Source organism: Bradyrhizobium sp. AZCC 2289 (assembly GCF_036924615.1).
Taxonomy (GTDB): Bacteria; Pseudomonadota; Alphaproteobacteria; order Rhizobiales; family Xanthobacteraceae; genus Bradyrhizobium.
The window spans coordinates 5,470,271-5,492,607 of sequence record NZ_JAZHRY010000001.1 but is presented as its reverse complement, the minus strand read 5'-3'; the positions used below and the strand labels follow the sequence as shown (position 1 = coordinate 5,492,607).

General features: G+C 62.9%; 22 protein-coding genes and 1 pseudogene. 7 read left to right on the top strand and 16 right to left on the bottom strand.

All coding sequences use genetic code 11. From position 1 onward, the window contains the following. Positions 1-218 precede the first annotated feature (218 nt). From V1289_RS25990 to coxB, 8 genes are all read right to left on the bottom strand, one after another. A complete protein-coding gene (locus tag V1289_RS25990) occupies positions 219-986 on the bottom strand; it encodes an SURF1 family protein (RefSeq protein WP_334399973.1) in 768 nt (255 codons plus the stop codon). After that, complete coding sequence (locus tag V1289_RS25985; protein ID WP_334399971.1) at positions 983-1,372, bottom strand: DUF983 domain-containing protein; 390 nt, start codon at positions 1,370-1,372, stop codon at positions 983-985. The genes V1289_RS25990 and V1289_RS25985 overlap by 4 nt, the downstream gene beginning before the upstream one ends. Positions 1,373-1,446: 74 nt before the next feature. After that, the gene (locus tag V1289_RS25980; protein ID WP_334399969.1) at positions 1,447-2,343 is read right to left on the bottom strand and encodes a cytochrome c oxidase subunit 3; all 897 of its coding nucleotides are present in this window, start codon (positions 2,341-2,343) and stop codon (positions 1,447-1,449) included. 92 nt (positions 2,344-2,435) lie between these two features. Continuing rightward, positions 2,436-3,080 (bottom strand): cytochrome c oxidase assembly protein, encoded by a 645-nt coding sequence (locus tag V1289_RS25975; RefSeq protein WP_334399967.1) that lies wholly within the window; start codon positions 3,078-3,080, stop codon positions 2,436-2,438. 5 nt (positions 3,081-3,085) lie between these two features. Beyond that, on the bottom strand, positions 3,086-3,250 hold the full coding sequence (locus V1289_RS25970; RefSeq protein ID WP_309181595.1) for a CoxF protein: 165 nt from the start codon (positions 3,248-3,250) through the stop codon (positions 3,086-3,088). A gap of 18 nt (positions 3,251-3,268) precedes the next feature. Then, entirely contained in the window at positions 3,269-4,207 is a 939-nt protein-coding gene (locus V1289_RS25965) for a heme o synthase (RefSeq protein WP_334399965.1), read from the bottom strand. A 61-nt stretch (positions 4,208-4,268) separates the two neighbouring features. Beyond that, entirely contained in the window at positions 4,269-5,888 is a 1,620-nt protein-coding gene (ctaD, locus tag V1289_RS25960; RefSeq protein WP_309181592.1) for a cytochrome c oxidase subunit I, read from the bottom strand. 81 nt (positions 5,889-5,969) lie between these two features. Continuing rightward, entirely contained in the window at positions 5,970-6,809 is an 840-nt protein-coding gene (gene coxB / locus V1289_RS25955; RefSeq protein ID WP_309181590.1) for a cytochrome c oxidase subunit II, read from the bottom strand. 546 nt (positions 6,810-7,355) lie between these two features. On the opposite strand from coxB, the gene V1289_RS25950 reads away from it, so the two are divergent. The 5 genes from V1289_RS25950 to V1289_RS25930 all read left to right on the top strand — a co-directional run bounded on the left by V1289_RS25950 (position 7,356) and on the right by V1289_RS25930 (position 11,421). Beyond that, on the top strand, positions 7,356-7,904 hold the full coding sequence (locus tag V1289_RS25950) for an invasion associated locus B family protein (RefSeq protein ID WP_334399962.1): 549 nt from the start codon (positions 7,356-7,358) through the stop codon (positions 7,902-7,904). A 220-nt stretch (positions 7,905-8,124) separates the two neighbouring features. After that, positions 8,125-9,549 carry a metalloprotease TldD gene (tldD, locus tag V1289_RS25945; RefSeq protein WP_334399960.1) on the top strand — a complete coding sequence of 475 codons (1,425 nt, stop codon included), beginning with the start codon at positions 8,125-8,127 and terminating at the stop codon, positions 9,547-9,549. Next, entirely contained in the window at positions 9,549-10,322 is a 774-nt protein-coding gene (gene lepB, locus V1289_RS25940) for a signal peptidase I (protein WP_334399958.1), read from the top strand. The genes tldD and lepB overlap by 1 nt, the downstream gene beginning before the upstream one ends. Before the next feature lie 11 nt (positions 10,323-10,333). Continuing rightward, positions 10,334-10,669, top strand: a complete 336-nt coding sequence (locus tag V1289_RS25935; RefSeq protein ID WP_334399956.1) for an MmcQ/YjbR family DNA-binding protein — start codon at positions 10,334-10,336, stop codon at positions 10,667-10,669. A gap of 176 nt (positions 10,670-10,845) precedes the next feature. Next, the gene (locus V1289_RS25930; protein WP_334399954.1) at positions 10,846-11,421 is read left to right on the top strand and encodes a nucleotidyltransferase family protein; all 576 of its coding nucleotides are present in this window, start codon (positions 10,846-10,848) and stop codon (positions 11,419-11,421) included. Positions 11,422-11,474: 53 nt separating this feature from the next. On the opposite strand, the gene V1289_RS25925 is transcribed toward V1289_RS25930, so the two are convergent. From V1289_RS25925 to V1289_RS25910, 4 genes are all read right to left on the bottom strand, one after another. After that, positions 11,475-11,684: a GDCCVxC domain-containing (seleno)protein gene (locus tag V1289_RS25925; protein ID WP_334399952.1), complete on the bottom strand. Its 210-nt coding sequence runs from the start codon at positions 11,682-11,684 to the stop codon at positions 11,475-11,477. A gap of 144 nt (positions 11,685-11,828) precedes the next feature. Further along, positions 11,829-12,383 (bottom strand): PAN domain-containing protein, encoded by a 555-nt coding sequence (locus V1289_RS25920; RefSeq protein ID WP_442896076.1) that lies wholly within the window; start codon positions 12,381-12,383, stop codon positions 11,829-11,831. Between the two features lie 242 nt (positions 12,384-12,625). Next, the gene (locus tag V1289_RS25915; RefSeq protein ID WP_334399950.1) at positions 12,626-13,996 is read right to left on the bottom strand and encodes a glutamate--cysteine ligase; all 1,371 of its coding nucleotides are present in this window, start codon (positions 13,994-13,996) and stop codon (positions 12,626-12,628) included. Between the two features lie 96 nt (positions 13,997-14,092). After that, positions 14,093-14,584 (bottom strand): MarR family winged helix-turn-helix transcriptional regulator, encoded by a 492-nt coding sequence (locus V1289_RS25910; RefSeq protein ID WP_309181581.1) that lies wholly within the window; start codon positions 14,582-14,584, stop codon positions 14,093-14,095. 234 nt (positions 14,585-14,818) lie between these two features. Between V1289_RS25910 and gstA the strand changes: the two genes are divergently transcribed. Further along, the gene (gene gstA / locus V1289_RS25905; protein WP_334399947.1) at positions 14,819-15,433 is read left to right on the top strand and encodes a glutathione transferase GstA; all 615 of its coding nucleotides are present in this window, start codon (positions 14,819-14,821) and stop codon (positions 15,431-15,433) included. A gap of 169 nt (positions 15,434-15,602) precedes the next feature. Here gstA and V1289_RS25900 read toward each other — a convergent pair whose 3' ends face one another. The 4 genes and pseudogenes from V1289_RS25900 to V1289_RS25885 form a co-directional block, all read right to left on the bottom strand. Next, positions 15,603-17,819: an FAD-dependent oxidoreductase gene (locus tag V1289_RS25900; protein ID WP_334399945.1), complete on the bottom strand. Its 2,217-nt coding sequence runs from the start codon at positions 17,817-17,819 to the stop codon at positions 15,603-15,605. Between the two features lie 147 nt (positions 17,820-17,966). Continuing rightward, positions 17,967-19,172 (bottom strand): acetyl-CoA C-acetyltransferase, encoded by a 1,206-nt coding sequence (locus tag V1289_RS25895; RefSeq protein WP_334399943.1) that lies wholly within the window; start codon positions 19,170-19,172, stop codon positions 17,967-17,969. 126 nt (positions 19,173-19,298) lie between these two features. After that, positions 19,299-21,089, bottom strand: coding sequence for an acyl-CoA dehydrogenase C-terminal domain-containing protein (locus tag V1289_RS25890; RefSeq protein ID WP_334399941.1), 1,791 nt, complete (start codon positions 21,087-21,089; stop codon positions 19,299-19,301). Positions 21,090-21,188: 99 nt separating this feature from the next. After that, positions 21,189-21,613, bottom strand: a pseudogene (locus V1289_RS25885) (nuclear transport factor 2 family protein). Positions 21,614-21,747: 134 nt separating this feature from the next. Between V1289_RS25885 and V1289_RS25880 the strand changes: the two are divergent. Next, complete coding sequence (locus V1289_RS25880) at positions 21,748-22,335, top strand: PadR family transcriptional regulator (RefSeq protein ID WP_334399939.1); 588 nt, start codon at positions 21,748-21,750, stop codon at positions 22,333-22,335. Positions 22,336-22,337 lie beyond the last annotated feature (2 nt).

Here is a 22,337-nt window from a genome sequence, read left to right as displayed (position 1 = left end):
ATGCCATAGGAAAGAGCTGGGGGTCCTTAGCGTGACAAATATGCAAAGTGTCGCAAAAAAGGTACAAGAGTACTGCCGCAATGCAGCATTTTGTCGCAGGGACCGCTCCATAACGCCGCACGCGCTCTGGTTGTGGCGCGTATCTTCTGCCGACTGATTGATCAAAGCATTCTAAACAAGGCGCTTTCGGCCCCCTTGTCGAAGCGAGACGCGTCCGATCAATCTCGCCGCTGCGCTCGCCACCACACGCCGAACGCGATCACCACCGCGCCCGCCAGCGCAAACCAGGTGACGGCGTATTGCAGGTGATCATCCTTGAGGTGAACTTCGAGCGGCCCGGGTTTTGGAATGCCGCTGGCGGGCACCGGACTTTCCAGATCGATGTAGAACGGCGCGATTTGTTTGCCGCCCTTGCTCCAGCTGAGCGCGCGCGCCATCGCAAGATGATCGCGCGTGAACCACAGCCGCCTGGCGGCATTTTCAGCCGGCGTCAGCGTGCCCGCGATTTCGGGAAAGCGGATATAACCGGTCAGGTTCGCGGGCGCATCGGTGACGAACCGGCTCACCGCGCGATCCTGCTGGGCGCGATCCTGCATCGTGTTCTGCACGAAGCCGGCATTGACCACGACGATCGCTCCATCCGGCAGCCGCGCCGGCAAAAACGCCCAGGTGCCCGGACCGGAGACATCCTCACGCACGGCGGAGCCGGAAGAGTAGACCATGGCGTCGGCAAGCTTTGCGTAGGTCGCGGCAAAGCTGACGCGGCGGAATTCGTCGTGCGCCTGCGTCAGCGCGCTCCATTGCGAAGGCGCCGGCAGCGCCTCGGGCGCGGCGGCGAGCCGTTCGTTCAGCGCCGCTATCAAAACGTGCTTCTCGACCCGGCGCTGCAATTGCCAGATCCCGAGGCCGGCAAACACCGCCACCATCACCAGCGTGAAAGCGCCAAAACCGGCGATGCCGCCGCGCCGCGAAACCGATCCGGTCATTTCGGCTCGCGGTCGATCAGCCGGCCGGGGGCGGCCTTGTGATGGAATTGCAGCGCTATCAACAGCGACTTCATCGAGCGCAACGGCAGCAGCGTGGTCACGAGGATCAGCGGCAGCCAGAGTACGGCGTGCACCCAGAACGGCGGCTGGTAATTCACTTCCACGATCAGCGCGGCGCCGACCACGATCGCGCCGGCCAGCATGATGATGAAAATCGCAGGGCCGTCGCCGGAGTCGATGAAGGCGTAGTCGAGCCCGCAGGATTCACAGCGCGGCGCCAGCGTGAGAAACCCCGCGTAAAGCTTGCCCTCGCCGCAGCGCGGGCATTTGCAGGCGATGCCGCGCATCGCGCTCTGCGCCAATGGGGGCAGCGTCTGATCCGGCATGCTCTGGTCTTTCGTTGTTTTGAAACAAAAAGGGCGGCCCTGCGGCCGCCCCCTTGTATCACAATGGCTTCTGGCTAATGCGCGCCGTGCGCCATGGTTTCCGCGCCGTGGAACCAGACATAGATGCAGATGAACAGGAACAGCCACACCACGTCGACGAAGTGCCAGTACCAGGCGGCGAATTCGAAGCCGAGGTGCTGGGTCGGGGTGAAATGGCCGGCATAGGCGCGGATCAGGCAGACGGTCAGGAAGATGGTGCCGACCAGCACGTGGAAACCGTGAAAGCCGGTCGCCATGAAGAAGGTCGCGCCGTAGATGTTGCCGGAGAAGCCGAACGCGGCGTGGGCGTATTCATAGGCCTGCACGCAGGTGAAGCAGGCGCCGAGCACGATGGTCAGGATCAGACCGTATTTGAGTCCCTGGCGGTCGTTCTCCAAAAGCGCGTGATGCGCCCAGGTCACCGTGGTGCCCGAGGTCAACAGCAGCAGCGTGTTGAGCAGCGGCAGATGCCAGGGATCGAAGGTCTCGATGCCATGCGGCGGCCAGGTGCCCGGCACGCTGCAGGCGCCCATCGCTGTTCCGGCACCGCAGCCGAACACCGCGTCGCGCGTGGCGTGGACCGCGTCGGCGGGGAACAGCGCGGAGTTGAAGAAGGCCCAGAACCAGGCGACGAAGAACATCACCTCGGAGGCGATGAACAGGATCATGCCGTAGCGGTGGCTGATCTGCACCACGCGGGTGTGGTCGCCCTTGTACTGGGCTTCGCGGATCACGTCGCCCCACCAGCTCGCCATGGTGTAGAGCACGCCGATGGTGCCGATGCCGAACACGATCGGGGCGGCCGCATACATATGATGCATCCAGCCGATCGCACCGACGGCCATGATGAACGCCGAGATCGACCCGACGACCGGCCATGGGCTCGGATCGACGAGGTGATAATCGTGGTGCTTGACTTGCGCCTCAGCCATTGCGGTCTCTCCGTTAGCGGTGCCGTATCCTTCGGCACGTATTCGTCTCAAAAATCAAATCGAAAAATTCCGGTAGCCTGGAATTCCCGGTGTCAGAGGTTTCCCTTGCGCTTGTCCGGCTCGCTCGCAGCCAGCGGCTTCGGCAAGGGATCGCGCACGGGATAGAAGGTGTAGGACAGCGTGATGGTGTTCAGTCCGTCGTTCTCGCTGTCGGCGGCGAGCGCCGGATCGACATAGAACACCACGGGCATGTCGCGCTTCTCGCCCGGCGCCATGGTCTGTTCGGTGAAGCAGAAGCAGTTGATCTTCTCGAAATACGATCCCACCGTCAGCGGGGTGACGTTATAGGCGGCCTGGCCGGCGGTGGTCCGCGCCGCCTGGTTGGTCACCGAATAGAACACGGTGACGACTTCGCCGATCTTGACCTCGATCTCGTTCTGCTCCGGCTCGAACTTCCACGGCAAACCGGGTGCGACATTGGCGTCGAAACGCACCGTCACCTTGCGCGCCAGCGGCGCGCCCGAGGGCGCCGAGGTCGCCACCTGGGTGGTACCGTTGAAGCCGGTGGCGCGGCAGAACCAGTTGTAGAAGGGAACGGCGGCGTAGGACGCGCCGACCATCAGCACCACGACGAAACCGCAGATCGAGGCCACGACCGCATCGCGCGTCAGGCCGCGGCGCGAGACCATTTTGTGGCTTGCGGCAGGCGCTTCGCGTTGAGTGGGTTGCTCTGTCATATCAACTACATCGGCCGCACGAGAACGGCCGGCCCCTTGACCAGGGTGACCGCGAAAAACAACAGGACCAGCACGCCGAGCGCGAGCGCGATCGCGATCGAGCGGTGACGGCGGCTTCTTTTCTGCGCCTCGGTGAGGACGATTCCATCTGGCATCCGCTTGTCGTCCATTCGCGTCCCATGCGCCCCCTACCCGATCGCCGATGCGGCGGCGCGAACAACGACCTCGAGCAACAGGGTCGCGAACAGCGCGAACAGATAAAGGATCGAGAAGGCAAACAGTTTTCGCGTCGCGCGCGTGGCCGCAACGCCCTCGCGGCGGCGATAGACGTTGATGGCGAGCGCCAGCATGCCGGCGCCGAGCACCAGCGAGGTCACGCCATAGACCGCGTCGAAATAGCCGAGCGGCCAGGGCGCGACGGCGACGGCCACCAGCACCACGGTGTAGAGCAGGATCTGCAGCCGCGTCGCGTCGGGACCGGCGACGACCGGCAGCATCGGCACGCCGGCGCGGGCATAGTCGTCGCTGCGGAACAGCGCCAGCGCCCAGAAATGCGGCGGGGTCCAGAAGAAGATGATCAGGAAGAGCAGAATCGGCTCCATCGACAGCGAGCCGGTCGCCGCCGCCCATGCCACCACCGGCGGCAGCGCGCCCGCGGCGCCGCCGATCACGATGTTCTGCGCGGTCCAGCGCTTCAGCAGCATGGTGTAGATCACGACGTAGAAGAAGATCGTGAACGCGAGCAGCCCGCCCGCGACCCAGTTGACGAGAATGCCTAGCGTCATCACCGAGAAGAACGCCAGCGTCATTCCGAACGCCGTCGCCTCCGGCGCGGTGATGCGTCCGCGCGGGATCGGCCGGTTGGCGGTGCGCGACATCAACGCGTCGATATCGCCCTCATAGGCCATGTTCAGCGCGCCGGAAGCGCCGGCTCCGACCGCGATGCAGAGGATCGAGGTGAAGGCGAGGACGGGATGGAAATGGCCCGGCGCGATGATGAGGCCGACCAGCGCGGTGAAGACCACCAGCGACATCACCCGCGGCTTCAACAGCGCGATGTAATCGCCGACCTCGGCCTCGGAAATCCGAGGGCCCAGCTCAATGGCGTTGTGGTCGACAACCGACAAAACAAATCTCGCTTTGGTTAGAAGCACGGCGCGCCCTTACGGCGCGCCGTGCATTTTTAGTTTACTGCACGCGCGGCAGCACTTCGAACTGGTGGAACGGCGGCGGCGACGACAGCGTCCATTCCAGCGTGGTGGCGCCGGCGCCCCACGGATTGTCGGCCGCCTGCTGCTTGCGCACGAAGGCGTCGATCACGCCGTAGATGAAGATCAGCACGCCGAAGCCGGAGATGTAGGAGCCGATCGAGGACACCAGGTTCCAGCCCGCGAACGCGTCGGGATAATCGACGTAGCGGCGCGGCATGCCGGAGAGGCCGAGGAAATGCTGCGGGAAGAACACCAGATTCACGCCGATGAAGGTGAACCAGAAGTGCGCCTTGCCGATCGCCTCCGAATACATGTAGCCCGACATTTTCGGGAACCAGTAGTACCAGCCGGCGAAGATGCCGAACACGGCGCCCAGCGACAGCACGTAGTGGAAGTGCGCGACCACGTAATAGGTATCCTGCAGCACGCGATCGACGCCGGCATTCGCCAGCACGACGCCGGTGACGCCGCCGAGCGTGAACAGGAAGATGAAGCCGATCGCCCACAGCATCGGCGTCTTGAACTCGATCGAGCCGCCCCACATCGTGGCGATCCAGGAGAAGATCTTCACGCCGGTCGGTACCGCGATCACCATGGTGGCGGCGACGAAATAGGCCTGCGTCGCGCTGGACATGCCGACCGTGTACATGTGGTGCGCCCACACCACGAAGCCGATGCCGCCGATCGCGACCATGGCGTAGGCCATGCCGAGATAGCCGAACACCGGCTTCTTCGAGAAGGTCGAGACGATCTGGCTGACCATGCCGAACGCGGGCAGGATCAGGATGTAGACTTCGGGATGGCCGAAGAACCAGAACAGATGCTGGAACAGCACCGGATCGCCGCCGCCGTCGGCGGCGAAGAAGGTGGTGCCGAAATTGCGGTCGGTGAGCAGCATGGTGATCGCACCGGCCAGCACCGGCAGCGACAGCAACAGCAGGAACACCGTCACCAGGATCGACCACACGAACAGCGGCATCTTGTGTAGCGTCATGCCCGGCGCGCGCATGTTGAAGATGGTGGTGATGAAGTTGATGGCGCCGAGGATCGAGGAGGCGCCGGCCAGATGGATCGACAGAATGGCGAAATCGACCGCCGGTCCGGGATGGCCCGAGGTCGACAGCGGTGCATACAAGGTCCAGCCTGCGCCGACGCCGTTGGCGCCCGGCTCACCCTCGACGAAGGTCGACAGCAGGAGCAGCGCGAAGGAAGCCGGCAGCAGCCAGAACGAGATGTTGTTCATGCGCGGGAACGCCATGTCGGGCGCGCCGATCATCAGCGGCACGAACCAGTTGCCGAAGCCGCCGATCATCGCCGGCATCACCATGAAGAAGATCATGATCAGGCCGTGCGAGGTCACGAACACATTGTAGGTGTGGGTTTCGTGGAAGATCTGGACGCCGGGATACATCAGCTCGGCGCGGATCGCGATCGACATCGCCGCACCAATGACACCCGCGATGATCGCGAACACCAGGTACATCGTGCCGATGTCCTTGTGGTTCGTCGAATAGACGAAGCGCCGCCATCCGGTCGGATGAGCATGCGCGTGATCGTCATGGGCGTGGTCGTCGTGTGTCGCTGCGCCTGTTGCCATGTTCCAAATCCTGCCTTGCAGTCCCTTGATCGGACCCTTTAGGTCCCGTCGCCCTTGTCCCGTTGCGCTGAAGCTGTCAGCTTACTGCGCGGCCTGACCAGCCGAAGCGAACGAATTCGCCGGGTTGGTCGCAAACTTCTTCTTCGCAGCCTCAGCCCAGCTCGCGAATTCCTGATCGTTCACGACCCGCACCGCGATCGGCATGAAGGCGTGATCCTTGCCGCACAGTTCCGAGCACTGGCCGTAATACATGCCGAGCTTGGTGGCCTTGAACCAGGTCTCGTTGAGACGGCCGGGCACCGAGTCGATCTTGATGCCGAAGGCCGGCACCGCGAAGGAGTGGATCACGTCGGCGCCGGTGGTCTGGATCCGGATGATCTTGTTGATCGGCACCACCATCTCGTTGTCGACGCCGAGCAGCCGCGGCTGCTTGTCCTGCGCCAGCAGCGAATCGAACTCGAACTTGCCGTTATCGGGATAGGCGTAGCTCCAGTACCACTGCTTGCCGGTCGCCTTGATGGTCAGGTCGGCCTTCGGGATATCGAGTTCCTGGAACAGCAGGCGGAACGACGGCACCGCGATGCCGACCAGGATCAGCACCGGAATCAGCGTCCAGGCCACTTCGATCAGCGTGTTGTGGGTGGTCCTGGAAGGGACCGGATTGGCCTTGGCGTTGAACTTCACCACCACGATGATGAGCAGCGCGAGCACGAACAAGGTGATGACCGTGATCAGCACGAACAGGAAGTTATGGAACCAGGTGATGTTCTCCATCACCGGCGAGCCGGCTTCCTGCAGCTTGTATTCCCACGGCGCAGGCTGCCCCAATTCGGCGAATGCCGTCCCGCTGGCGGCCAGCGTCATGCCTGCCACCGCTAATCCCAGCAAATGCCGGCCCATCTGGCCCTTCGACATCTTCATGCCGCTCGCGCTCCCTTGATAAATCCCCAAAGCATCCCCGGCCGGATGGCCGGAAATGCCGCACGATCCGCCCTGACAAACGGCCTTACGACGTACTCTATGAGTGCACCTTGTAAGCACACCTTAGGAGCACTCGAGCCAGATCGCTAGAACGCGTCGAAATCCAGCCTCTCAAACCATAATTCGCAGGCTCTCGCAATGCAGTAGTGGGACGCAAAGCCATGCGTCACGGGCTAATCTCCGGATGTCACATTTTCCCGGTAAATCAGGCCAAAGCCGCACTTTTGGCGGATAGCGCCGCTTGACAGCCGGATTGCCGGATGTACGCACAGACGGGGTGCTTCACAGGAACCTGATTCGCAGGTCCTGAGCGGCCCCGCCGGGCGCGGCAATGCTGGAAGGATGCCTTCAAGGCGCCGTCATTACGGTATCAGTCGGTTCGCGTGCTGTCCGGCAGGGCCCAACGGGAATATCGCCGGCTTGGCCCTTGGAAATACCGGCCTTTGGAAACCAGAGGCCTTGGAAAATATCAGAGGATCGACCCGGATGGGGCGTTCGAAACATCAGGCGAGACTGAAAGCGCAGCCAGGATGGGCGCCCACCCGCTGGCTGGGCAGCTTGCTGGCCATAGCTTTGCTGCTCGGCTTGACCCAGGCGGCCAGCGCGCAAGGCGCGGTGCGGTCGGTCCATGGCGACTGGCAGATCCGCTGCGACACCCCGCCGGGCGCGCAGGGCGAGCAATGCGCCCTGATCCAGAGCGTGGTAGCCGAAGACCGCTCCAACGCCGGCCTCACCGTGATCGTGCTGAAAACCGCCGACCAGAAGAGCAAGCTGATGCGGGTGGTCGCTCCGCTCGGCGTGTTGCTGCCCTCAGGCCTCGGCCTGAAACTCGACAATGTCGACGTCGGCCGCGCCGGTTTCGTCCGCTGCCTGCCGAACGGCTGCGTTGCCGAAGTCGTGATGGACGAGAAATTGCTCGGGCAGTTGCGGACCGCCAAGACCGCGACATTCATCATCTTCGAGACCCCGGAAGAGGGGATCGGGTTTCCGCTCAGCCTGAACGGGCTCGGCGAGGGGTATGACAAGTTGCCCTAGGGGTATTCTTCAGCCACCAGGACCCTCCCTATTTGTGGCCACAGTGCCTATCTTCAAACATTCGTCGCCCCGGCCAAGCGAAGCGCGAGCCGGGAGTCATAGCCACAGGTTGCCGTGTTGTAAGATGAGCCCGCCGCGAGTCTATGCTTAAGCACCGGAACCTGTGGTTAAGGGTCCCCGCATTCGCCGGGACGACTGGAACAATCGTGTTGGAGACGTCATGACCAATCTCGCCACCACCTCCCTCGTCGACCGCGCCAATCTCGACCGCGATGCCGTCCGCCGCGAGATCGCGCGGGGGCTCGAGGGGGCCGACGACGGCGAATTGTTCCTGGAATATGGCCAGACCGAAGCCTTGATGTTCGACAATGGCCGGCTGAAGCAGGCAACCTATGACACCTCGCAGGGGTTTGGTCTGCGCGCGGTCAAGGACGACGCGGTCGGCTATGCGCATTCGTCCGACGTGTCGTTGCCGGCGCTGATGCGCGCCGCGGACGCGGTGTCAGCCGTCCGCGGCGGCTATTCGGGCTCGTTCGCAGCTGCCCCCGCGCACACCAACGTCAAACTCTATGGCGACGACAATCCGCTGGATGGGCCGGGGTTCGAGAGCAAGGTCAAGCTGCTCGCCGAGATCGACGCCTATGTCCGCGACAAGGATCCGCGGGTGCGGCAGGTCTCCGCCAGCCTCAGCGCCACTTGGCAGGTGGTCGAGATCGTACGCCCGGACGGCGAGAGCTATCGCGACATTCGCCCCCTGGTGCGGGTCAATATTTCCGTGGTCGCGGGCCAGGGCGACCGCCAGGAAAGCGGCAGCAAGGGCTATGGCGGCCGCGAAGGCTACGCGCGCTTCATCGAAACCAAGGCGTGGCGGGAAGCGGCCGACGGCGCGATCCGCGAGGCGCTGGTCAATCTGGAATCGGTTCCCGCGCCCGCCGGCGAAATGGACGTGGTGCTGGGCGCCGGCTGGCCCGGCGTGATGCTGCATGAGGCGGTCGGCCATGGGCTGGAAGGCGATTTCAACCGCAAGCAGACCTCGGCTTTCGCCGGCCTGATGGGCAAGCAGGTCGCGGCCAAGGGCGTCACCGTGGTCGATGACGGCACTATGGCTTCCCGACGAGGCTCGCTGTCGATCGACGACGAGGGCACGCCGACCAACCGCACCGTGCTGATCGAGGACGGCATTCTGGTCGGCTACATGCAGGACCGCCAGAACGCGCGGTTGATGAACATGAAGCCGACCGGCAACGGCCGCCGCCAGAGCTACGCGCATGTGCCGATGCCGCGCATGACCAACACCTACATGCTGTCAGGTAGCCGCGACCCCGCGGAAATCCTGGCCTCGGTGAAGAACGGTATCTACGCCGCCAATTTCGGCGGCGGCCAGGTCGACATCACCTCGGGCAAATACGTGTTCCAGTGCACCGAGGCCTACAGAATAGAGAACGGCAAGCTCGGCGCGCCCCTGAAAGGCGCAATGCTGATCGGCAACGGGCCGACCGACCTGCACAGAATAACCATGATCGGCAACGATCTTGCGCTGGATACCGGAATCGGCACCTGCGGCAAGAACGGCCAGGGCGTGCCGGTCGGCGTCGGCCAGCCGACGCTGCGGATGGAACGGATTACGGTTGGAGGAACGGGCTAGTGAGCACCGATAGCGAACCATCAGCCGCAGCAAAACCTTCGAGCTGGCGCGCCCAGGCCGTCCAGCTCGTGGCCATCGTCATGGCCGTGTTCGTCGCCAAGGGCGCACTGGCCGAGCCGTTTTACGTGCCGTCCGGCTCGATGGAGCCGACGCTCTTGATCGGCGACGCGCTGCTGGCGTCGAAATATCCGTACGGCTACGGCGCGGCGTCGTTGCCGATCCAGATCACGCTGCCGGAAACCGGCCGCGTGTTCGGCGAGACGCCGAAGCGCGGCGACGTCGTGGTGTTCCGCTGGCCCGGCGACCGTTCGCAGGCCTGGGTCAAGCGCGTGGTCGGACTGCCCGGCGATCGCATCCAGATGCGGCAGGGCCAGCTCTTCATCAACGACCATGCCGCGACGCTGAAGCCCGACGGCCTTGGCGAGGCGGAAGACGATTCCGGCAGCAGCGAGCGGGCCTATCGCTATGTCGAGACGCTGCCGAACGGCGTCACCCACGCGATCTTCAAGATGCGCGACAACGGCCAGCTCGACAACACGCCGGAAATCACCGTGCCGGCCGGAAAACTGTTCGTGCTCGGCGATAACCGCGACAACTCGGCCGACAGCCGCGTCGCCGTGCGCGATGGCGGCGTCGGCCTGTTGCCGATCGACAATCTGGTCGGCCGCGCCGACGCGGTGGTCGGATCCTGGGACATGGGCATACGCAGCCAGCCGGTATGGACCTGGCTTTCAGGTTTTCGCCTCGCGCGGTTCTTCACCGCAGTGAATTGAGCCAAGTCCAAATGACCTTCGACGACGTCAGGAAAATCGCACTGGCGTGGCCGGAGGTCGAGGACGGCACCTCCTACGGCACGCCGGCGCTGAAAGTGCGCAAGAAGATGCTGGCGCGCTTGAAGAAAGACGGCGACAGCCTGGTGATGCCGGGCGTTCCCCAGGATGAGCGCGACATGCTGGTGGAGAGCCAGCCAAAAGTATTTTACTTCACCGATCACTACCGCAATTACCCGATGGTGCTGATCCACCTGTCGAAGGCCAAGCGCGCGGCGGTCGAACCGCTGCTGCGCCGGCACTGGCGGACGCTGGCCTCGAAGAAGGCGATTGCGTCGATGGATTCGTAGGTCCTTCCGTCATTGCGAGCGCAAGCGACGCAATCCATTTCGCAGCAAAGCAAGTATGGATTCCTTCGTCGCGGAGTTTATCACCGGGCCCGCCAGAGGCGGGACCCGTTGGCTCCTCGCAATGACGGCTGGGAGACATGCGCGTAACCTGGCCTACCAACCGCCTGCGAATGGCCATGAACCGCGATCAATTCCTCGCCGCCACCTTGCGCAATCCCGTCAACGAAATCATCGCCGATGAATTGTTTCGCCTTGCGCTGCCGGACGCGTGGATCGTGTCGGGCTGTCTGGTGCAGACGGTCTGGAATGTCCTGACCGGGCGCGCGGTCGATTACGGTATCAGCGATTACGACGTGTTCTATTTCGATCCCGACATGTCATGGCAGGCCGAGGATATCGTGATCCGAAACCTGCAAGGCCGTCTCGGAAACCTCAACGTCACAATCGAAGCGCGCAATCAGGCTCGCGTTCATCTCTGGTATCCCGAAAAGCACGGCCTGCCCTATCCGCCGCTCGCTTGTTCGACCAATGGTATCGACCGCTTTCTCACCAGAAATACCCGCATCGGAATCCGGCGAACGCCTGATCGCTACGACGTCTATGCGCCCGATGGATTTGACGATGTCGCCGGCATGATCGTGCGACCGAACCGGGCTGCGAATTTTTCGCCTGTGAATTACGAGGCGAAGGCCGCGCGCTGGAAAAAGCTGTGGCCGGAGATCCGTGTGCTACCGGCCGATGCAGCACCGTAAGGCCGGTCCGCTTCGGCCATCGCGCTTCGAGCCGCGGCGGACAAGTCCTTCGACTATTTACAGCACGCGTCTTTGCCACGCTCCTGGATCGGCGGGCACAGCACCGATCCATAGGAACAGAACACGCAACAATCGCCCGGCAGCGGCTTCAGTTTCTCGCCACAGCCCTTGCAGACGTAAAAGAACTGGCACGCATCCGTCGGCATTTGCTCCGTCGCCTGGAAGCTGCACTTTGGGCAAGTCAGGGTCGATTCGAGTTGCATTGCGCACCCGCTAAAACGACGTCGTTAATTCGGTGAGCCATTGCGGCAAGGCCTCGACAATAACGGCCTCGATACGAAATGCGCAATATTGAGCCCGATTGTTTCGGCGCGCGCAGCGGAGTTGCGCGCCGGCGCACGAAGAATTTACCGCACCACGCCCGAGGTGAACCCGGCTTTCCGCCGCGGCGGCTTGATCTCTTTCTTCAAATAGCAATGCGCGTCGCGGCCGGCATAGCCCGGCCGTGCATAGGTCCAGGCGCGGCATTTGTTGTCGGCGGCGCAGGCGGCCTTGCAGGCTTCATCGCCGTCGCCGCTGCTGAGATCGAAGTTCCTGTAGTCGCCCCCGAACCGGTCGATCGAGGTTTCGACCGTGCTGTTGCGGGGTTCGACCACGCCGGCGCCGCGCACGCCGGAGACGCAGCAATTGTCCTGGACGCGGGCCGGCACGTTGCTCTTGAGCCAGCAAACCGCGCTGGCGCTGATGTCCGTCGGATAGTTGAAACTCCACGCCCGGCAGCGCTTGTCGCGCTCGCAGACCAGCGCGCAATCAGCGGGATCGCCCGAGGTGACCGGGGAACTCAGATAGTCGGCACCGGGACGGTCGAAATTGGCCTGCGCCAGCCCTTCGCGCGCAACAATGACGGTCGCCAGAAAGGCGAGCGTCACCACACACGCCCTGAGCAGGCGGCCTATCCCCATATGCTGTTGCTTTCGACTGCGCGTCTGTCCCGCGAGCCGTCATTTGACCGCCATCAACCTGTACGGCTGATGAACGGCCCAAAAATGATGCAATTGGCTGATAGCTCTTGATTCTTGTTTTGACGCAGAGACGCGTTTTCTACCGCAGATAAGTCTACGCAATCTGCGTAAACTTGATTGCTATGCGAACCGGTATCCATCCCGCATCAAGTGCGGGGCAGGCTTTAGCTCGAAAACGCTCTCTAGAACGCATATTCCTGATAGGCCGGCTCCACGCAGCCGTGCCAGGCGCCGTTGAATTTCTCCAGCATCTCCTCCGCCGGCGTGCGGCCGGAGTCGACGATCTGGTCGAGCGGCTCGAGATGGCGGCCCTCGTCGCGGCCGAGATGATCGACATGGCCGCGGCGGCGCAGTCCCGCATGGGCCAGCGCCAGGCATTCCTTGGCGATCTCGAACAAATAGCGATCCCTGATCCTGGACTTGAAACCGAAACGCGGCACGTCGTCGCGCAACGCCTGACGTTCATGCGCATTCCAGTGCTTTACGATGTCCCATGCCGCGTTCAGGCTGGTATCGTCGTACAGCAATCCGACCCAGAACGCCGGCAGCGCCGGCAGCCGTCCCCACGGCACGCCGTCGGCGCCGCGCATTTCCAGATAGCGCTTCAGCCGCACTTCCGGGAAAATCGTCGAGAGATGGTTGGCCCAGTCCGACAGCGTCGGGCGCTCGCCGGGGAATGCGCAATTCCTGCCGTCGAAGAAGTCGCGGAACGATGAGCCCGCGACGTCGATATAGTCGTCGCCGCGCTTGACGAAATACATCGGCACATCCAGCGCGTAGTCGACCCAGCGCTCGAACCCCATGCCGTCCTCGAACGCCCAGGGGATCATGCCGGAACGCGCATTGTCGGTGTCGCGCCAGATCTCGGAACGGAACGACAGAAAACCGTTGGGCTTGCCTTCCGTGAACGGCGAATTGGCGAACAGCGCGGTCGCGATCGGCTGCAACGCCACCGACACCCGCAATTTCTTGACCATGTCGGATTCGGAGGAGAAGTCGAGATTGGTCTGCACCGTGCAGGTGCGGTACATCATGTCGAGGCCGTATTTGCCGACCTTCGGCATGTAATTGGTCATGATCTTGTAGCGGCCCTTGGGCATCACCGGAATCTGCGCCCGCGACCATGACGGCGTCATGCCGAGGCCGAGGAAGCCGATCCCCAACGGCGTTGCGATCTCGCGCACCTGCGCCAGATGCGCCATCAGTTCTGACTGGGTCTGATGCACGGTCTCGACCGGCGCACCCGACAATTCGAACTGGCCGCCGGGCTCCAGCGAAATCGCGCCGCCGCCGGTGACGTCGTAAAGCCCGATGATGCTGCCGCGCTCCATGATCGGTTCCCAGCCGAGCAGCAGCTTCATGCCCTCCAGCAGCGCGCCGATGCCGCGCGCGCCCTCGTAAGGCACGGGTTCGCGGCCCTGCAGCGTGAAGGGGGTTTTCTCGTGCTCGGTGCCGATCCGGAACTCGGACGGCGGCTTCACGCCCGCTTCCAGCCACGCAACTAATTCGTCGCGCGATTGCAGCGGCGTCATATCGATCTGGTCACGCGCCATAAAAAATCCGAATGTGGGGCGATTCGACCGAACGCGCCGTGTGGCAGGGGCATCCACGAACCCCGGGGCTCGCGGATGCAGATGGTAAAAACGATATCATCGGGCCGGTACGCCGTCTCTTGCGGCGGCGGCCGGCTTGGCCTCGCTGCAGGAGCAACCCAGCCGGTCGAGCAGACCGCAGAGTTTGACGGCATCGGCATCGGACAATTTGGAGCCGACGTATTTTTCGATCGCGGCGGAATAGGCGTTCCACATTTTCTTCTGCAGCTCGCGCCCGGCTTCCGTGATCTCGACGAACAGGCCGCGCTTGTCGATCTTGCATTCGCGCCGCGCCGCCAGCCCCTCGTCGACCAGACGGTCGATCAGCCGCGAGGTCGAGTATTGCGGCAGCAGCATTTGCTTTTCCAGTTCGACCGGGCGCATTTCGCCGGACGGCGCGCGCGACAATTCGAGCAGCGCATCATACCAGGCCAGCGGCGGAAAGCCGGCCTTCTTCAAATCCTGTTCGACGCAGTCCAGCACCCGGCTCTGCACCCGCATCAGGCGGATCCAGGCGGCGGTCACCTCGGTCGATGGTTTGCGTTTCATGGTCTAGTCCATACCTGTCACAGGCAAGTGTACCGCACTAAATGCAGCTGCATCAATCTTGACTATTTCATGCATATGCATTTAGTCATTCCGCAGCGTTTTCAAGCGAAGTAGGTCCGGTTCACGTGAAGAAAACGCGTCAAAATGAAGATTTTGAGCCTGGTCGGTTCTGATCCGATCAGAACCGACCAGGCTCAAGGGCCTTAGCCAATAATCCGAGGGAAGGAAAATCCTATGAAATTGTATTATTCACCCGGTGCCTGTTCGCTCTCCCCCCATATCGCGCTGCTGGAGGCCGGTCTCCCCTACGATCTGGTCAAAGTCGACCTGCGGGCCAAGAAGCTGGAAAACGGTGACGATTTTCTGAAGATCAATCCGAAGGGCCAGGTGCCGGCGCTGGCGCTCGACAGCGGCGAACTGGTGACCGAAGGCCCGGTCATCGTGCAGATGATCGCCGACAAGGCCAAGGACAAGAACCTCGCGCCGGCCCGCGACAGCACCGAACGCTACAAGTTGCTGGAGTGGCTCAACTTCATCACCACCGAATTGCACAAGAATTTCGGCCCGATGTTCTCGCCGGTGCTGGCCGACGACGCCAAGGCCTTCTTCAAGGACCGGGTGATGGGCAAGTTCAGGTATGTCGACAGCCAGCTTGGCGGCGGCGAGTATCTGATGGGCAAGCACTTCACTGTTGCCGACGGCTACCTGTTCACCATGCTGTCCTGGGCCGACCGGATGAAATTCGACCTCTCGGGTCTGCCGAATCTTTTGGCCTACAAGGCCCGCGTCGGCGCCCGCCCGATGGTCCAGGAAGCGCTCACCAAGGAAGGCCTGATGAAGGCGGCGTGAGCTTTCAGCGACAAATAAAATATGCGAAGGGCCGGATCGATGATCCGGCCCCTTATTGTTGATCCATCATTGCCGTCATTCCGGGGCGATGCGCAGCATCGAACCCGGAATCTCGAGATTCCGGGTCTGGTGCTGACGCACCATCCCGGAATGACGGGACCCGATTGCGTTACGCCGCGGCCTGCTTCTTCGGCGGGAAGCGGCCGTAGAAGGTCTCGCCCTTCGCTGCCATCTCGACCAGGAGTTTCGGCGGGGTGAAGCGGGAGCCATATTTGGCCTCCAGCTTGTGGCACAATTCGACGAATTTTTTCGTGCCCATGAAGTCGATATAGGACAGCGCACCGCCAGTGAACGGGGCAAAGCCGAAGCCTAAGATCGAGCCGACGTCGGCTTCGCGCGGATCGACGATCACGTGATCCTCCACGGTGCGCGCGGCCTCCACCGCCTGGACCACCAGGAAGCGCTGCTTCAACTCCTCTACCTCGAGCGTGTCGGGATCGAGATGCTTGGGCTGCAGGCCGGCCAGTCCAGCCCACAGGCTCTTCTGGCCCTTGCCCTTTTCGGGATAGTCGTAAAAACCCTTGCCGTTCTTGCGGCCGAAGCGGCCCTGCTTCTCCACCATCTCGACCATCAGCTTCTTCTGCGCCTGGTCGATGGCGTTCGGACCGAGATCGGCCTCGGTCGCTTTCATGATCTTGAGGCCGAGATCGAGGGCTACCTCATCCGACAGCGACAGCGGCCCGACCGGCATGCCCGCCATCCTGGCGGTGTTCTCGATCATCGCGGGCGGCACGCCCTCGAGCAGCATCTCGCTGCCTTCGGCGATGTAGCGCATCACGCAGCGGTTGGCGAAGAAGCCGCGGGAGTCGTTCACGACAATCGGCGTCTTGCCGATCACGCGGACATAATCCAGCGCGGTAGCGAGCGCGACGTCGCCGGTGTTCTTGCCGACGATGATCTCGACCAGCATCATCTTCTCGACCGGCGAGAAGAAGTGGATGCCGACGAACTTGCCCTGGTCCTTGAATTCCTCGGCCAGCGAGGTGATCGGCAAGGTCGAGGTGTTGGAGGCGAAGATCGCGCCGTCCTTCAGCAGCGGCTGCGCCTTGGCGTAGGTTTCCGCCTTGACCTTGCGGTCCTCGAACACCGCTTCGATGACGAGATCGCAATCCTTCAGGACATTATAGTCGGCGGTGGCGCTGATGCGACCCAGAATGGCGTCGCGGTCGCTTTCCTTGGCGCGGCCCTTCTTGATCAGATGGTCGATAACCGATTGGGCGTGGCCCTTGCCCTTGTCGGCGCTCTCCTGGTCGCGGTCGATCAAGACCACGTCGATGCCGGCGCGCGCCGAGACATAGCCGACGCTGGCGCCCATGAAACCGGCGCCGATCACGGCGAGCTTCTTGACCCTGGTCGGCGGCACGTTTGGCGGCCGCCGCGCGCCCTTGTTCAACTCCTGCATCGACAGGAACAGGCTGCGGATCATTGCCGCGGCCTCCTTCGAGCGCAGGATCTGCGTGAAGTAGCGCGATTCAACGCGCAACGCGGCGTCGATCGGCAACTGCAGGCCCTCGTACACGCAGCTCATGATGGCGCGCGCCGCCGGATAATTGTCATAGGTCTCGCGGCGGAAGATCGCATTGCCAGCCGGGAACATCATCATGCCGGCCTTGGAGAAAACCGGACCGCCGGGCAGCTTGAAACCCTTCTCGTCCCAGGGTGCGATGGCCTTGCCGCCGCCCTTGATCCAGTCTTTTGCCGCCTTGATCAGGTCGGCCGCGGGAACGATGGCGTGGATCAGGTTAAGCGCCTTGGCCTTGTCGAGATTGATCGCTTCGCCCTTGAGCAGCAACTGCATCGCGTCCTGCGGCGAGACGATGCGCGGCACGCGCTGGGTGCCGCCGGCGCCGGGGAACAGGCCGACCTTGATTTCGGGCAGGCCGAGGCGGGTTTTGGGATTTTCGGCGGCGACGCGGTAGTGACAGGACAGCGTGAGTTCGAAACCGCCGCCGAGCGCCAGGCCGTTGATCGCTGCGACCCACGGCTTGCCCGAGGTCTCGATGGAGCGGAACACCAGCGAGAACCGGCGGCTCTGGTCGAACAGCATCTGGTTGGCGGCAACTTCACCCTTGGCCTTGAGCATTTCGGCATAGCTGCGGCTCATGCCCTCCAGCATCGATAGATCGGCGCCGGCGGACAACGCCTCCTTGCCCGAGGTGATGACGACGCCCTTCACGGCGGCATCGGCCGAGGTCTGCTTCACGATCTCCTCGAGCTCGTTGACCGAGGTCTCGTCCAGCACGTTCATCGAACGGCCGGGCGTGTCCCATGTCACCAGCGCAATGCCGTCGGCGTCGGTTTCGATCTTGAAATTCTTGAAGGCCATGTTGGTCGCTCCCTCGATGCCGGCAGCCGATGTCAGGCGCGGCGGTTGACTCTGTGATCTCGTAGGGTGGGTTAGCGAAGCGTAACCCACCGCTTCTTTCGCCATAGCAAGGTGGGTTACGCCTTCGGCTAACCCACCCTACGGCAGTTACACCCGCTCGATAATCGTCGCGGTACCCATGCCGCCGCCGATGCACAGCGTCACCAGCGCGGTTGATTTATTGGTGCGCTCGAGTTCGTCGAGTACGGTGCCCAAAATCATGGCGCCGGTCGCGCCGAGCGGATGGCCGAGCGCGATCGCGCCGCCATTGACGTTGATCTTCGAAGGATCGATGTCGAAGGCCTGGATGTAGCGCAGCACCACGGACGCAAAGGCTTCGTTCAACTCGAACAGGTCGATGTCCGACTTCTTCATGCCGGAACGCTCGAACAGCTTTTCGGTAACGTCGACCGGACCGGTCAGCATCATCGCGGGCTCGGAGCCGATATTGGCAAACGCCCGGATTTTCGCGCGCGGCTTCAGGCCGTGCTTGCTACCTGCTTCCTTGCTGCCGAGCAGCACCGCGCCGGCGCCATCGACGATGCCGGAAGAGTTGCCGGCGTGGTGCACGTAGTTGATCTTTTCGACTTCCGGATGCGACTGGATCGCCACCGCATCGAAACCCATCGCGCCGACCGCCGCGAACGAGGCCTGCAACTGGCCGAGCGACTGCATCGTCGTGGTCGGGCGCATGTGTTCGTCCTTGGCGAGGAGGGTGAGGCCGTTGATATCCTTCACCGGCACCACCGAATTCTTGAAGCGGCCCTCGTCCCAGGCCTTTGCCGCGCGCTGCTGGCTCTGCACCGCATAGGCGTCGACGTCGTCGCGGGAGAAACCGTATTTGGTCGCGATCAAATCGGCCGAGACGCCTTGCGGCATGAAATAGGCCGGCACCGCGATCGAGGGATCCATCGGCCAGGCGCCGCCGGAGGCGCCGATGCCGACGCGGCTCATGGATTCGGCGCCGCCGCCGATCACGAGGTCATGCTGGCCGCTCATGATCTGGGCCGCGGCGAAATTCACGGCATCGAGGCCGGAAGCGCAGAAGCGGCTGATCTGGACGCCCGGCACGGCCTCGCCGAGACCGGCCTTCAGCGCCGCGAACCGCGCGATGTCGGAGCCGGCTTCGCCGACCGGATCGACCACGCCCAGGATGACGTCGTCGACCACGTCTTCGCTAAGATGGTTGCGCTCCTTCAGCGCCTGCAGCGGCACCGTCGCCAGCGCCAGCGCGGTCACCTCATGGAGCGCGCCATCGGCCTTGCCGCGGCCGCGTGGGGTGCGAACGTGATCGTAGATATATGCCTCAGGCATGACGCCCTCCTGATATGAGGATCATAATATATAGCTATCTTTTGTTTGAGCATGATCTTTTCGGAAAACCGGTATCCACTTTTCCGGATCATGCTCGCGAAGCCGCGGGGAAACGGCGAAAGAAACTCAGAACGCTTCCGCCGCCAGTTCCATGGTGGTCGCGCTTCCGGTCTGGATGCGCGCAAGATGTACGGTGGTTTCCGGCAGCATCCGTTCCATGAAGAAGCGGCCGGTCACGAGCTTGGTGGTCAGATAGGATGTGGCACTGCCGGCCGCAATCTTGTCCAGAGCCACTTTCGCCATTCGCGCCCACATATAGCCAAAGGTGACGAGGCCGAACAATTGCATGTAATCGGTGGCGGCGGCGCCGGCATTGTCGGGTTTCGCCAGCGCATTCTGCATCAGCCAGCCGGTGGCCTGCTGCAAATGGCCGAGCGCGGTGGAGAGCGGCGCCACATAGGGCTTCATCGCCTCGTCGGCACCGTGGTCCTTGGCGAACGCGGCAACCTCGCCAAAGAACGCCATCGCGGCGCGGCCGCCGTCGCGCGGCAATTTGCGGCCGACCAGGTCGAGGGCCTGAATCCCGTTGGCGCCCTCATAGATCATGGCGATGCGGGCATCGCGCACGAACTGCTCCATGCCATGTTCGGCGATATAGCCGTGGCCGCCATATATCTGCTGCGCCAGCACCGCGTTGGAAAACCCGACGTCGGTCATCACGCCCTTCATGACAGGCGTCATCAGCCCCATGTGGTCGTCCGCCTCCTGGCGATCCTTGGGATCGCTGGAGCGGTGGGCCACGTCGCTCTTCAGCGCGGTCCAGATCACCATGGCGCGCGCGGCCTCGTTGAAGGCGCGGATGGTGAGCAGCGTGCGCCGAACGTCGGGATGTACGATGATCGGGTCGGCCGGCTTGTCGGCCGCCTTGGCGCCCGTCAGCGAACGGCCCTGCAGGCGCTCGCGCGCATAGGCCACCGCGTTCTGATAAGCGACTTCGGATTGCGCCAGCCCCTGCACGGCGACGCCGAGGCGGGCCTCGTTCATCATCACGAACATGCCCTGCATGCCCTTGTTCTCTTCGCCGATCAGCCAGCCGGTGGCGCTGTCGTAGTTCATCACGCAGGTCGAATTGCCGTGGATGCCCATCTTGTGCTCGATCGAGCCGCAGGAAACGCCGTTGCGTTGCCCCAGCGAGCCGTCGGCATTGACCAGGATTTTGGGCACCACGAACAGCGACACGCCCTTGATGCCGGCGGGTGCGCCTTCGATCCGCGCCAGCACCAGATGGATGATGTTGTCGGCGAGATCGTGCTCGCCGGCGGAGATGAAGATCTTGGTGCCCGTGATCTTGTAGCTGCCGTCGGCCTGCTTGACGGCCTTGGTGCGCAGCAGGCCCAAATCCGTGCCGCACTGTGGCTCGGTGAGATTCATGGTGCCGGTCCATTCGCCGGCCACCATCTTCGGCACGAACATCTTCTTCTGCTCGGGCTTGCCATGCACGATCAGCGCCGCGGTCGCGCCCATGGTCAGGCCGCCATACATCGAGAACGCCATGTTCGCCGAACTCTGGAATTCGGTGACGGCCTGGCTGAGCGTGACCGGCAGCCCCTGCCCGCCATATTCCGTCGGCGCGGACAAGCCCAGCCAGCCGCCCTCGGTGACCTGCCTGAAGGCTTCCTTGAATCCCTTCGGGGTGGTGACGCTGCCGTCGTCGTGGCGGACACAGCCTTCGAGATCGCCGACCCGGTTGAGCGGCTGCAGCACTTCCTCACTGAGCTTGGCGGCCTCGCCCAGGATAGCCTCGCGGACATCGGCGGAGGCGTCGGTAAAGCCGGGAAGATTGTCGTAGCGATCGATCTGGAACACGTCGTTCAGCAGAAAATTCACGTCCTCAACGGGGGCTTTATAGATCGGCATGGTTTTCTCCCGGCTCGCTGTTCATGCAGCGCAGCAACGTTTGCGTTCCCAAAATGGACCTTAACCGGTTCCGTCGATTCAAGGCACTATTAAAGGCAGTTACGATCGAGACAGTGGTTGCGACTTTGCGACGCCGGCATCGTTCCCCTGCTTCACGAGTTGTTCTCCCATCAGCCGGTGCAGCAGGTTGATCGCCTTGAGCGGACGCACCATCACCTTGAAATGCGTGATCTTGCCGTCGGCGTCGAAGGTGATGATATCGAGCCGTTGATCCTGATGCCTTCGATCTCTTTTTCGAACTCGAGCACCGCGCCATTGGCGCTGCGCCATTCGCCGACATAGGCGAAGCCCGGACCGCCCAGCACCTTTTCAGCACTCGCGAGATATTTGAAGGTGATGTCGCGGCCGCGTTGCGGCGTATGCACGACGGGACTCTCGAACACTGCATCGGGGTGGAGCAGATCCCACAGCGCCGCGGTGTCGTGGGACTTCATATAGCTGTACCATTTGTCGAGCCCGGTCATTGGGACGTCTCCTATGGGCGAACGCGCGGTGCCCGGCTTGGGGCGGGTTCAGTCTGACCGTTGATATGCACATTGACGCATATGCGCCTATGTGCATAAAGTCAAGGATGATGGTCGAAAAGGAGTGGCGGCCGATGGCGCTTGGCGACGCGATCCTCGCATGCCTGACCGAACGTCCGATGACGGGCTATGAACTCGCCAAGACGTTCGATGCCTCGATCGGTTTCTTCTGGAAGGCCGACCACCAGCAGATTTATCGCGAGCTCTCGCGGCTGCGCGACCGTGGCCACGTGCAGGGCCGCGAGGTCGTGCAGTCCGGCAAGCCGAACAAGCTGGTCTACACCCTCACGCCAGAGGGTGGAGCCGCGCTGAGGCATTGGGCCGCCCGGCCAAGCAGCCCAGCATCGATGAAGGACGATCTGCTGGTGCGGCTTTACGCGCTCGACAGCGTCGACATCGAACCGTTGCGAGACGATCTGATGGCACGGCTGGAGCATCACCGCGACCGCCTCGCCCGCTACGAACGCCTGCTCACCAAGCGCTTCCCGCAAGGAACCGCGTCCACGGCGGATACCGGCAGACTGCTGCTGCTGCACATGGGACTTCGTCATGAGCGTAGCGTGGCCGAGTGGTGCGAAGAGGCCATCGACGCCTTGTCCGCCATTTCTAGCCGGACGAACGTGCTGCCGCTCGCGGACAGCCAACACGACAGCAACGGCTGAGC

What these genes read in the sequence shown, in the direction of transcription:
- V1289_RS25925 (WP_334399952.1), bottom strand. Translation starts at nt 11,684, where the DNA reads ATGCAACTCGAATCGACCCTGACTTGCCCAAAGTGCAGCTTCCAGGCG.
- V1289_RS25910 (WP_309181581.1), bottom strand. Translation starts at nt 14,584, where the DNA reads ATGAAACGCAAACCATCGACCGAGGTGACCGCCGCCTGGATCCGCCTG.
- V1289_RS25950 (WP_334399962.1), top strand. Translation starts at nt 7,356, where the DNA reads ATGGGGCGTTCGAAACATCAGGCGAGACTGAAAGCGCAGCCAGGATGG.
- V1289_RS25935 (WP_334399956.1), top strand. Translation starts at nt 10,334, where the DNA reads ATGACCTTCGACGACGTCAGGAAAATCGCACTGGCGTGGCCGGAGGTC.
- V1289_RS25975 (WP_334399967.1), bottom strand. Translation starts at nt 3,080, where the DNA reads ATGACAGAGCAACCCACTCAACGCGAAGCGCCTGCCGCAAGCCACAAA.
- V1289_RS25880 (WP_334399939.1), top strand. Translation starts at nt 21,748, where the DNA reads ATGGCGCTTGGCGACGCGATCCTCGCATGCCTGACCGAACGTCCGATG.
- V1289_RS25970 (WP_309181595.1), bottom strand. Translation starts at nt 3,250, where the DNA reads ATGGACGACAAGCGGATGCCAGATGGAATCGTCCTCACCGAGGCGCAG.
- V1289_RS25890 (WP_334399941.1), bottom strand. Translation starts at nt 21,089, where the DNA reads ATGCCGATCTATAAAGCCCCCGTTGAGGACGTGAATTTTCTGCTGAAC.
- ctaD (WP_309181592.1), bottom strand. Translation starts at nt 5,888, where the DNA reads ATGGCAACAGGCGCAGCGACACACGACGACCACGCCCATGACGATCAC.
- V1289_RS25980 (WP_334399969.1), bottom strand. Translation starts at nt 2,343, where the DNA reads ATGGCTGAGGCGCAAGTCAAGCACCACGATTATCACCTCGTCGATCCG.
- gstA (WP_334399947.1), top strand. Translation starts at nt 14,819, where the DNA reads ATGAAATTGTATTATTCACCCGGTGCCTGTTCGCTCTCCCCCCATATC.
- V1289_RS25985 (WP_334399971.1), bottom strand. Translation starts at nt 1,372, where the DNA reads ATGCCGGATCAGACGCTGCCCCCATTGGCGCAGAGCGCGATGCGCGGC.
- V1289_RS25895 (WP_334399943.1), bottom strand. Translation starts at nt 19,172, where the DNA reads ATGCCTGAGGCATATATCTACGATCACGTTCGCACCCCACGCGGCCGC.
- tldD (WP_334399960.1), top strand. Translation starts at nt 8,125, where the DNA reads ATGACCAATCTCGCCACCACCTCCCTCGTCGACCGCGCCAATCTCGAC.
- V1289_RS25930 (WP_334399954.1), top strand. Translation starts at nt 10,846, where the DNA reads ATGAACCGCGATCAATTCCTCGCCGCCACCTTGCGCAATCCCGTCAAC.
- V1289_RS25915 (WP_334399950.1), bottom strand. Translation starts at nt 13,996, where the DNA reads ATGGCGCGTGACCAGATCGATATGACGCCGCTGCAATCGCGCGACGAA.
- V1289_RS25920 (WP_442896076.1), bottom strand. Translation starts at nt 12,383, where the DNA reads ATGGGGATAGGCCGCCTGCTCAGGGCGTGTGTGGTGACGCTCGCCTTT.
- V1289_RS25900 (WP_334399945.1), bottom strand. Translation starts at nt 17,819, where the DNA reads ATGGCCTTCAAGAATTTCAAGATCGAAACCGACGCCGACGGCATTGCG.
- coxB (WP_309181590.1), bottom strand. Translation starts at nt 6,809, where the DNA reads ATGAAGATGTCGAAGGGCCAGATGGGCCGGCATTTGCTGGGATTAGCG.
- V1289_RS25990 (WP_334399973.1), bottom strand. Translation starts at nt 986, where the DNA reads ATGACCGGATCGGTTTCGCGGCGCGGCGGCATCGCCGGTTTTGGCGCT.